Raw genomic sequence first — 8,120 nt, 5'->3', positions numbered from 1 at the left:
TCGGTTACTTTTATCTTGTGAAAACTGGGCCAGTGAAATTTTGTCCACACAGCGACTTCCTGTTCCGCGTGACATTTTCCACAGGTTTTACCAAGTCCCCCTGAGGCTTTGCCGGCCTTGGCTATGTTGTGGGTTTTGGCCGCCGCGGCAAATGCTTCTGCAGCTTTAATATCAAAGTACTCTTCCCATTCCGGAACCATCTCTGAAGTCTTTTTATATTCCTCAACAAGCTTATCAGCATGTTTATCGACGTTTTCGTAATCTTTTTCCTTCAGGTTCACAAACACTCCTCCAAAATGTGTGCTCATTTTATGCATCTGTTGAATCCATTTTGGTTGTTTACTCTCTGGAGGATAGTATTTTGACAAAGACTTTGGTGGCTCCTTTATAACCATATCTTTAGCTTGAACTGGAACTGCCAGGAAAAAAAAGATTGCAACAAGTAAAGAAATATTTAGGACTGAATTCATGATCTGCCTCCATATACGAGATAAAACAAATTGGGAAGTTATAAAAAGTTTAATTGAAAAAGGCCGTAACAATCAAATGATAACTTGTCAGAATTGGATGGTTTTTTCCCAGATAAGCTCTTTTTCCTTCGACCATGCCGGTTGATATTTTAAGGCGATACCCGCTTTTGCTACCGAATCGAAAAGACGGTAACGGAAATTCACCTTCTTTTGATAAGGCAAAGCCGTTTCCTGCTGGGGAGCGATAATCTCCTTAGCCTGGTCAACCTTTTCCCCTGCTGAGTCTAAGAATGTGATGTAAAGATAAAGCCGGGGATCTCCATTGTCCGCAGTGGGTACCCAATGCGGAATAGTTTTATTAAGCAGGCTTAAATTGAAAAAATTATTCTTAAACTGCGCCTCCATTTGTATGTCTTTTTCTGTTAAGTCGCCGTGTAAAAACTCGTGATTCCCAACCCACTTTTTTTTGTGTAACAAATTTAAAGGAAACTTTTGTGTCAGCCAGTCTTTCTTGCGGGGCATATGGCAGTCCTGGCAGGTGTCTTCTATTCCTGTTTCCTTCCATTCCTTAAAAGTTTTCTGGTGACAGGAACCACAAAGTTTGGAGTTTACGTAATCCGGATTGCGGTAGGTGGGGTGTGGAGGAGCGACCAGATCATAGGGCCCATTCATTTTTCCATCTATAAAATGACAGGAGACGCAATAGATACCTTCATCACGCCGGTCCAGTCTGGGGCTGGGTTTTTCTCCGGTAACGGATTCGGGAATATGGCAGGCCAGGCATTTTTCTTTTGTGCGGTCTTCAGATGCTTCGATATAAGTCTTGCTGGTCCATGAAATGGAGTGCCGGCTTTCCTTCCACGCATCATAAATTTCTTTGTGACATTCAGAACAGCGTTTGGCTTCGGGACGCTCCAGCAGTTCTTTCACGCGAACAAGTTCAAGAGCGGACTCCGGAATCCATTCAAACTTTTCATTGATAAGAAAATAGGCAATAGCAATTCCGGCAATTGCAAAACAGCCTATAGCGGTGAGAAGATTTAAGAGCCTGGCCGAAAGATTCATCGTTTTAGAAACTGGGGAAAACTTAGCGAACCAGGGAAATCCTTGCTCGCTCTATAAAGCGATAGTCGATTTCTGCCACACGTTGCGTGGTTAGAATTGTTTCAGGAAGCGCAGGTCGTTTTCAAAAAACAGCCGTATATCGTTGATGCCGTACTTCAGCATTGATATGCGTTCGATGCCAAGCCCGAACGCGAAACCGGTCCATTCTTCCGGGTCATACTTGACGAAATTTAAAACCGCGGGGTCTACCATTCCGCAACCGAGAATTTCCAGCCACCCGGTTTGCGAGCAAACCCGGCACCCGTCTCCCCCGCAAATGACGCATTGAATATCGACTTCCGCGCTGGGGCAGGTGAAAGGAAAAAAGCTGGGCCGGAACCGGACTTGCGTGTCTTTGCCGAATACTTCCTGGAGGAAAATATTCATAATGCCTTTAAGATGACTGAAGGAAACATTTTTGTCGATCATGAGTCCTTCAATCTGGTGGAACATGGGTGTGTGAGATATGTCGGAATCACATCGGTAGACTTTTCCCGGTGCGATAACACGTAATGGGGGTTCGCTGTTCTCCATCGCATGAATCTGTACGGGAGAAGTGTGTGTGCGCAAAACGGTTTCACCTTCCACATAAAAAGTGTCTTGCATATCCCGCGCCGGGTGGTCTTTGGGTATGTTTAAAGCTTCAAAATTGTAGTAGTCCGTTTCAATTTCAGGACCTTCCTTAATTTGAAATCCCAGACTCATAAAAATGGTGGTGATTTCCTCCATCACCTGGGTGATGGGGTGCAGGGTTCCGGTTATCTCTTTTCTTCCGGGCAGTGAGGTGTCAAAGGTCGCGTTTTTGGAAGACTGGGAAGATTTATCGAGCCCGGCTTCTTTTTCTTCGAGTTTGGTTTCAACGTGCCGCTTGAAATCGTTGATGAGTTTGCCCAGTTGCCGTTTTTCTTCCGGCGCGGCCTCGCGCAGTCCTTTCATGAGAGTCTGAACACAACCCTTCTTGCCCAGGAAATCTATGCGTAATTGCTTGAGTGGTTCTGAAGCAGATTGGATGCGGGAGTCGAATTCCCTGCGGTGTTTTTCTATGGTATCAATCATTTTGGGGTTCGGCAGGATCGACCTGACAACTATTTCCAACGCCAGGGATTTGGTTAACGATTACCCCTCGATAGCTCAGGATAAATTCACGAGCCCACGGGCCCGAAACCTAGCTGAGTTGGGCGCGGGCAGTTTCGGTCAGGGCCTTGAAGGAATCCTGGTTATGGATTGCCATTTCAGAAAGAACTTTACGGTCGAGCTCAATCTCAGCTTTTTTCAGGCCATACATGAACTGGCTGTAGTTCAATCCCTCAGCTCTGACCGCAGCGTTGATTCTGGAAATCCAGAGCCGTCGAAATTCGCGCTTTTTGTTTTTCCGGTCGCGATAGGCATAAGCCAGACCATGTTCAACCGCTTCCCGGGCTTTGCGAAAACAGTTACTGCGGACACTGCGGTAGCCTTTGGCTAATTTTAAGATTTTCTTTCTTCGGTTTCGGGCAACAGTCCCGTTTACTGCTCGTGGCATTTTTAATTTCTCCTTTGGCCTGCACAATCACCAGCGTCAATGCGGCAATGTGTAATTATTTTTGCGATGAACCCTGTTTAGTAAGGGAGCAAAGTTTTCATGCGTTTTGCATCCCCCGGCGCCATGATGGTGGATTTACGCAGGTTTCTTTTTCTTTTGGTGGTTTTAGTTGTCAGGATATGGCTGGTGAAAGCGCTGTTCTTGACAATCTTACCGGTGCCTGTTTTGCGGAACCGTTTAGCGGCACCTTTGTTGGTTTTCATCTTTGGCATTTTTAGCTCCGTGTTCTATTTATTTTTCTTCAGGTTTCTCGTCAGCAGTAACCGCCGGTTCGGGATCAGCAACCGGCTGCACTTTAACGGCGCCGCCTTTTTTAGTCTTTGTGTTTAAGGGTGCCAGAATCATGACCAGAGTGCGCCCTTCCTGCTTGGCCTGCTGTTCAATCATCGCCAGGTCTTCAGTAGCCTCGGCGATACGCTCCAGCACTCTCATACCAAATTCACGATGGACGATCTCACGTCCCTTAAAGAAAATCACCACCTTGGCCTTGTCGCCATTTTCAATAAACCGGCGGACATTCCGCAATTTAAAATCGAAATCGTGCTGGTCGGTATTGGGACGAAACTTGACTTCCTTGAGGTGAATGACCTTCTGCTTCTTTTTTGCCTCGTGCGCCTTTTTGCTAATCTTATACTTGTGTTTGCCATAATCCATGATACGGCACACAGGGGGATTAGCGTTGGGTGCAACTTCTACAAGATCCAAGTCGCGATCTTGAGCCAAACTCAGAGCCTCTTCCGTCGGCATTACACCGATCGACTCTCCGTCATCATCAACCACGGATACTTCTCGTACCCGAATCATATTATTGATACGCTGTTTCTTATTAATTTAAATACAACCTTCTAAAAAATATTAATCATCAGACTCTATAATTCTAGAATCTATGCCAGATTTCAGTTCTGAAAGAAAGGTCTCGAAATCGAGGGTCCGGGTTTCTTTGGAACGGCGTTTGCGAACACCCAGAGTCTGGGATTCAACTTCTTTATCCCCTAAAACGACCATATAAGGGATTTTCTGTAGTTGGGCCTCCCGTATCTTGAACCCAATCTTCTCATTTCGCAAGTCTTTTTCTACCCGTATGTCTGAATTTTCAAGCTGTTTGGCCAATTTTTCGGCATATTCGGCCTGATTTTCGGTAATGGTACAAAGAATCACCTGAACCGGGGCCAGCCACAACGGGAAAGCGCCTGCATAATGCTCGACCAGACAACCAAAAAAACGCTCCAGCGAGCCCATTAAAGCCCGGTGGAGCATGATCGGCTTATGGCGTTGACCATCCTCCTCAATATAACTTATGTCAAAGCGTTCGGGAAGGTTAAAATCGACCTGCACCGTCGATACCTGCCAATACCGGTTCAGGCTGTCCTTGATCTTGATGTCGATCTTCGGTCCATAAAAAACACCCTCGCCGGGGTCCACCTCAAAATCCAGCTTCTTGTTGTTCAACGCGGTTTCCAGCGCCTTGGTTGCCTTTTCCCAGTCCTCATCCGCGCCGACATATTTATCCGGTCGTGTGCTCAAATAAATTTTGTATTCGAAGAACCCGAACGACTGCAGAATATAAACAATCAGGTCGAGAACCTTGGTGATCTCATCTTCAATCTGCGACGGACGGCAGAACAGGTGCGCGTCATCCTGGGTGAATCCGCGTACACGGAGCAACCCATGCAAAACGCCGGAACGCTCGTAACGATAAACCGTGCCCAGCTCACCAAACCGCACCGGCAGGTCCCGGTAACTGCGCAACTGGCTTTTATAAATTTGAATGTGGAACGGGCAGTTCATCGGTTTCATCACATACTCTTTGCCCTCGATATCCATATTGGAGAACATGTTCTCCTTATAGAACTCCGTGTGGCCGCTGGTCTTCCACAAGTCGATCTTCGCCGTGTGCGGACTGATGACCATCTCATAACCGTGCTTGAAATGTTCCTTCTTCCAGAACTCTTCCATCAAGTGGCGAATGCGCGCGCCCTTGGGATGCCAGAGGATGAGCCCGGGACCAATGTCGTCCGAAACCGAGAACAGGTCGAGCTCCTTACCCAGCTTGCGGTGGTCGCGTTTCTTGGCTTCTTCCAGCCGTTTCAGGTAGAGGCGCAGTTCCTTTTCCGTATTCCAGGCGGTGCCGTAAATGCGTTGCAGAACCGGGTTGCGCTCATCCCCGCGCCAGTAGGCCGAAGACGTGTGCAACAGCTTGAACGCCTTGATCTGCTTGGTCGACTCGACATGTGGTCCGCCGCAAAGGTCCGACCAGTCGCCCTGGGAATAAACCGTGATCGCTTCGCCCTCTTCAATCGAGTCGATGATCTCGAGCTTGAACTTCTCACCCATGTCGCCAAACTTTTTGACCGCCTCTTCGCGGGTGAGTTCCGATCGTTCTATTTTGAGATCCTGTTTGGCGATCTCCTTCATGCGCTTCTCGATCTTTTCCAGATCTTCCGGAACGAACGCCTTGTCACGGTGGAAGTCGTAGAAGAATCCGTCTTCGATAACAGGTCCGATGGTGACCTGGGTTCCGGGGAACAGCTCCTGAACCGCCTGCGCCATCAAATGGGCGCAACTGTGTCGAATGGTTTCCAGCTCGCTAGGATTTGCGTTAGGTATCATTACTTAAAATACAGATTAAAAATTATTTTCCCCTTTATAACTCCCTCTCCCTTGAGGGTAAAGGGTTGGGGTGAGAGTGATTCACATTTATTTGTTGTTCATAGACAAAAGGCACCATACGCACCGGTATGATGCCCGACTTTGATCCAAAATCCAATTATTCATGAATTATGGAATGAAAGCCTCTAGCCCCCTCGCCCTTGAAGGAAGAGGGTGGGGGTGAAGGTGGATTTATAAACTACCTTGCCTCACCGGATAAGGCTAACTCAATGAAAAGGTTTTCACAAAATAGGCACGGGCGGTTTCGAACCGCCGACCCCTTGCATGTCAAGCAAGTACTCTACCCCTGAGCTACGCGCCTGAAAAAAAAGATGTTGGTTATTGTAATTCCTACAACGAATTTGGTCAAGTGCGGAGAATCTCCGCAGGTAAATTCGCATGTCTTTATTTTGCCGACTGGCTCTTTCACTTTTCAAAAAGTGCTTGTTCATTGACCTCACTCCGAGCGAGGGAAGGCGTTAGATAAACAATTAACTCCTCTCTTCTCCACTCCGAGTGGGGTGAGGAATTTTTTTTCTTATCAAGGCAGTTTTTACCCTGTTCTGAGGAATAAAACTCATCCGCACAAAATAGCGTAAGCCTATATAATTAAACCATTTGCAAACAAATAATTGTGTTTGGCATCGGTTTTGCTCAAGAAGGGGGTGCAGAAAAATTATTACTACTTGATCGGAAATAACACATGGCCGCAAACGCACTAGCTATATTCGCTGTTAAACCCCCTGTGGAACCTACTGGTCCTAATCAGGATTTAATAGGTGACGACAGTTCAGACTTTAAAAACTTTATGGATACAGCCGTACATAAAACCGACACGGCTCAAAAACCATCCAAAGAAAATTCTCCGCAAAACCAGAATGATACTCAGACTGGTAAGACTCAATCTCAAAAACCGAAGACCGAGCCAAAAGACGAGGAAAACTCAAATTATCAAGAGGTCTCAGTCTCTTCCCAGGACAAACCTCAAACAAAACTCGAAAGGGTTTCCAAAGAGTCCCTCATAGAAGATACAGAGGTTCTTTCCGCCCAGTTGCAGGAGCTTGATATCAACCAGGATCAGTTTGAAGCATTATTGGATCTACTGGGTTTAAACGGTGATGCTGATATGGATGATTTGCTCGAGACATTATCTCAAGCATTAAACATGGCCCAGGAAAATGCTGTTGAAAAAACACAGGAAAACGCTGTTAAAAAAACAGGTGTTGTAGATCTTTTAAATAGAATTCAACAAAATAAAGGGGAGGCGGTTGATCTTCTTAAGCAGGCTGGTTTGTCTGAGCAGGATGCAAATAAACTGCTGGATCATTTACAATCTTTGAAAAATGCACACGCTCAAAAAGAACTTAATAAGGAGTTCGATCTTCAGGCCAAAATAGATTCTCAGTTACGCCAGTCTTCTGAAACAACCACAAAAAATTCTGAAATTGAAAATACTCAGGATGATACTGAAGAAGGACCAAATGTATTAGCACAACTTAAGAATCCTGCAAAAGAAACTGAAAAAACCGACACCCTCTCTAAAAGAACAGAAAAGACCAATAGCTCTTCTTCTGCTGACAAGCTCCATGAAAAATCAAAACAAAATGAGGCTCCAAGAATTACCAATCAGGAACCGGTAAGAGAAAAGCCTGGCGCAACTTCCAATCTAGGTGAGTTGTTGATTGACAAAAATACCCAGGCAAACATACTCCAAACGGAAAGTTTTTCCGACGGCAAGAATATTAAAGGTCTGGAAACAACCAAGGCAAGCCCCGACCTGCAAATTCAGCCTCCCACGACAACCGCTAATAACGCTGTGAAATCGGTGGAGTCTAGCAAACCAATTTTACCTGAGAACCTGCTGGCCAGGGGAGCAACGGAAGCAAAAATTATCAACCAAATTGCTGACAAGATGACTATCCGTTCCAACGGGTCAAAGAATGAAGTTCATCTAAAACTCGATCCACCATCTCTGGGAACAGTGAGGATGAATATCACCACTTCCGGAGATACGGTAAGGACTGTGATTGTTGCGGAAAACCATGCCGTGAAGCAGGTCATCGAAAATAATTTTAATCAGTTGCGTGATGCTATGGGGGAACAGGGTCTTAAGGTAGATAGCTTCACTGTAACGGTTGGGGGTGAGTCAAATCAGGAGAATCAGTTTGAAGACTCATCCAGCAAAGAAAATATTGCTTCCATGCCTGAAGATACTATTGACAAAAACCTAAATGAAAAAGAAGAGATTGAGACACTACCTCTGTTTTTTAACGACAATCAATCTATAAGTATTATTGCTTAGTAAAAAATAAAAA

At 45.7% G+C, this 8,120-nt stretch carries 8 protein-coding genes and 1 tRNA gene; 1 reads left to right on the top strand and 8 read right to left on the bottom strand.

The window, feature by feature from the left end; translation table 11 throughout:
* From F3741_07950 to F3741_07915, 8 genes are all read right to left on the bottom strand, one after another.
* Positions 1-470 (bottom strand): hypothetical protein (locus F3741_07950; GenBank protein MZG30723.1); only part of this gene is annotated, 470 nt, incomplete at its 3' end.
* Positions 471-557: 87 nt separating this feature from the next.
* Entirely contained in the window at positions 558-1,535 is a 978-nt protein-coding gene (locus F3741_07945; protein MZG30722.1) for a hypothetical protein, read from the bottom strand.
* 90 nt (positions 1,536-1,625) lie between these two features.
* Positions 1,626-2,630: a phenylalanine--tRNA ligase subunit alpha gene (gene pheS, locus F3741_07940; GenBank protein ID MZG30721.1), complete on the bottom strand. Its 1,005-nt coding sequence runs from the start codon at positions 2,628-2,630 to the stop codon at positions 1,626-1,628.
* 109 nt (positions 2,631-2,739) lie between these two features.
* Positions 2,740-3,096 (bottom strand): 50S ribosomal protein L20, encoded by a 357-nt coding sequence (rplT, locus tag F3741_07935; protein MZG30720.1) that lies wholly within the window; start codon positions 3,094-3,096, stop codon positions 2,740-2,742.
* A 77-nt stretch (positions 3,097-3,173) separates the two neighbouring features.
* Positions 3,174-3,368 (bottom strand): 50S ribosomal protein L35, encoded by a 195-nt coding sequence (gene rpmI, locus F3741_07930; protein MZG30719.1) that lies wholly within the window; start codon positions 3,366-3,368, stop codon positions 3,174-3,176.
* Positions 3,369-3,387: 19 nt separating this feature from the next.
* Positions 3,388-3,987: a translation initiation factor IF-3 gene (gene infC / locus F3741_07925; protein MZG30718.1), complete on the bottom strand. Its 600-nt coding sequence runs from the start codon at positions 3,985-3,987 to the stop codon at positions 3,388-3,390.
* A gap of 24 nt (positions 3,988-4,011) precedes the next feature.
* On the bottom strand, positions 4,012-5,766 hold the full coding sequence (thrS, locus tag F3741_07920) for a threonine--tRNA ligase (protein ID MZG30717.1): 1,755 nt from the start codon (positions 5,764-5,766) through the stop codon (positions 4,012-4,014).
* Between the two features lie 289 nt (positions 5,767-6,055).
* Positions 6,056-6,127 (bottom strand) — tRNA-Val (locus F3741_07915).
* Positions 6,128-6,508: 381 nt separating this feature from the next.
* Between F3741_07915 and F3741_07910 the strand changes: the two genes are divergently transcribed.
* Positions 6,509-8,107, top strand: coding sequence for a flagellar hook-length control protein FliK (locus tag F3741_07910; GenBank protein ID MZG30716.1), 1,599 nt, complete (start codon positions 6,509-6,511; stop codon positions 8,105-8,107).
* The last annotated feature ends 13 nt before the right edge of the window (positions 8,108-8,120 follow it).

It is taken from the genome of Nitrospinota bacterium (assembly GCA_009873635.1).
Lineage (GTDB): Bacteria > Nitrospinota > Nitrospinia > Nitrospinales > VA-1 > LS-NOB.
The sequence above is the reverse complement of the archived record's forward strand: the minus strand, read 5'-3'. Positions and strand labels throughout refer to the sequence as shown.